The sequence below is a fragment of the Paraburkholderia sp. UCT2 genome (genome assembly GCF_014397665.1).
In the GTDB taxonomy this organism is placed as follows: domain Bacteria; phylum Pseudomonadota; class Gammaproteobacteria; order Burkholderiales; family Burkholderiaceae; genus Paraburkholderia; species Paraburkholderia tuberum.
The window spans coordinates 1-2,002 of record NZ_VZQO01000120.1 but is presented as its reverse complement, the minus strand read 5'-3'; the positions used below and the strand labels follow the sequence as shown (position 1 = coordinate 2,002).

Sequence of the window (2,002 nt, the reverse complement as noted above, 5' to 3'; positions counted from 1 at the left end):
GCGCTCGTGACGGATCACCTGCACCTGCTGCGCAATGATGTCGAGCTGCTCGCTGACCTCGACGCCGATCTCCACGAGCACACTGCCGTCGTTCTTGCACACCCGTTCTTCTTCAGTGAGCTCGTAAGTAACTCTTTGTCTGCGGTGCGCGTCCTAGCTCCTTGAGAACCTGCACGGTGGTTTCGTCGCCGAACCCGATCTCGCTGTCGAGCATCACATCACGCATCAGGTTGATGACGGGCTGTACCGAGTGTCCCAGGCGCACTACGCATGCTGCCAGCGTGTTGCGCGAGATGTCGCCGCCAAAGCGGCGCAGCAGCGCGGCAATCCGGTACAGCGGCAGGCCGTCGATATACTTCGAGACGACGAACCACGCCAGCGCCCCTTCGGTGAACAGACCCTTGGGAATGATGCGTGCCCGCGCCGGCGTCACCTTCATGCCCTGGTCGCACTGCTGGCACGCGTACTTCACGCGCTCGTGACGGATCACCTGCACCTGCTGCGCAATGATGTCGAGCTGCTCGCTGACCTCGACGCCGATCTCCACGAGCACACTGCCGTCGTTCTTGCACACCCGTTCTTCTTCAGTGAGCTCGTAACGGATCACCTTGCGTGGCAATGCCGGGTCCAGCGGCTTGCGCCCGGGCTTGCCGCGCTTGTGGCCTGCCACCGACGTACTGTCTGTGTCGTCTTCCTGGGCGGGTAACGTGGCGGTCGTCGGAGCCAGCGCTTCCGCTTCGTTGAGGAACAGGTCCCGCTGGGCATCGCTGCGTGCTTCGCTCTTCGCCCCGAACAACCGTCGCTCGAATGCCTTCAGCTGTTCCTTGAGCAAATCACGCTCGACCTTCGTGACCCGCAGTTCGCCACGCAGCGCGTCGCGCTCGGCGAGCATCGCATCGCGTTCGGCGATGAGGGCAGCGAGTTCTTCCGCGGTGATCAAAATGCGGTTCATGCCACAACCATACCGGCTTGCGCTGCGAAATGGGTTTACGTCACCGCGCAAATTGTTGTGCGCGCGTCGCGCTCGCGCGACAGCGATACATCCTCCTCAGCTCACGCGTGCATAGTATCGCGCCGGGTGCTTGCGCATCGCTGTCAGATCAATGCCCTCCAGCAGCCAATGCAGTTGCTCGACGCTCAGTTCCAGTACTGGTTCGCTGCGCGGCCAGGCAAAGCAGTCAGCCTCCAGGCGGCGCAGCATCAACCAGAACCCGTTACGCTCCCATAACAGAAGCTTCAGGCGATCGGCACGCCGGTTGCGGAACACGTAGACCGCCCGTGCGAACGGATCGAGTCCCAGTGCCTGCTCCACGATCGTCGAAAGGCCCGTAATGCCCTTGCGGAAATCGATGGCATCGCGGTGAACGTAAACCTTCAGATCAGCGTCGAACCGGAACATGGCACCTTCCCAGCGTCTCGATCATCGTCATCACCAGGCTTGCATCATCGCCGGCACATTCAAGGATGAGCTTCACACCGTTAGGCAGTTCGGCAATCAGTTGCGAAGGCAGCGTGACGCGTTGCGCCTGCCGTGCGAGCGCAACCGGTGCCGCATGAGCCTCGCATGCCGTAACATCGGCATGTCCCGGCTGAACGACCGGGATGAACGTCGGCATTGCCTTGGCCACGCCGTTCGGCGCCACATCACTGGTAGCTTCGCTTTGATACTGACGAATCCATTTACGCAACAGGTTGGCGTTCAGGCCGTATTCCAGCGCCATCCCGGCGACGGACACCCCTGGTTGCAGACAGGCCAGCACCAGCTCACGCTTGGCCTGTTCGTCAAAGCAACGGCGCTTGCCATCACGCTCAAAGCCCCTTACCAGCCGCTCCTTCAGATTCCTGTCCTCTGCCATGGGTAGTGTCCACTTGAAAGGGCGGATTCAACCGGTCGATGCAATAGTTCGATGGAATCGTTCAGCCGGTGTTTCGTAATCCAGGGTCTTTCGTGGTCGCTCGTTCAGCCTTCGTGCTACTGCGTTGAGTTTGGCCTGTGAGTAGA

3 protein-coding genes and 1 pseudogene are annotated in these 2,002 nt (G+C 60.9%); all 4 read right to left on the bottom strand.

What is annotated here, in order from left to right:
- The coding region (locus tag F6X39_RS37765; protein ID WP_187620132.1) for an IS66 family transposase zinc-finger binding domain-containing protein at window positions 1-102 on the bottom strand (102 nt) is incomplete at its 3' end.
- A gap of 16 nt (window positions 103-118) precedes the next feature.
- A pseudogene (locus tag F6X39_RS35965) lies at window positions 119-952 on the bottom strand (transposase); the annotation flags it as partial.
- A 96-nt stretch (window positions 953-1,048) separates the two neighbouring features.
- The gene (tnpB, locus tag F6X39_RS35960) at window positions 1,049-1,399 is read right to left on the bottom strand and encodes an IS66 family insertion sequence element accessory protein TnpB (protein ID WP_187620131.1); all 351 of its coding nucleotides are present in this window, start codon (window positions 1,397-1,399) and stop codon (window positions 1,049-1,051) included.
- Window positions 1,380-1,856: an IS66-like element accessory protein TnpA gene (tnpA, locus tag F6X39_RS35955; RefSeq protein WP_187620130.1), complete on the bottom strand. Its 477-nt coding sequence runs from the start codon at window positions 1,854-1,856 to the stop codon at window positions 1,380-1,382. Before tnpA ends, tnpB begins: the two co-directional genes overlap by 20 nt.
- Window positions 1,857-2,002 lie beyond the last annotated feature (146 nt).

Coding starts and splice junctions, on each gene's coding strand:
- tnpB (WP_187620131.1), bottom strand. CDS start 1,399: ATGTTCCGGTTCGACGCTGATCTGAAGGTTTACGTTCACCGCGATGCC.
- tnpA (WP_187620130.1), bottom strand. CDS start 1,856: ATGGCAGAGGACAGGAATCTGAAGGAGCGGCTGGTAAGGGGCTTTGAG.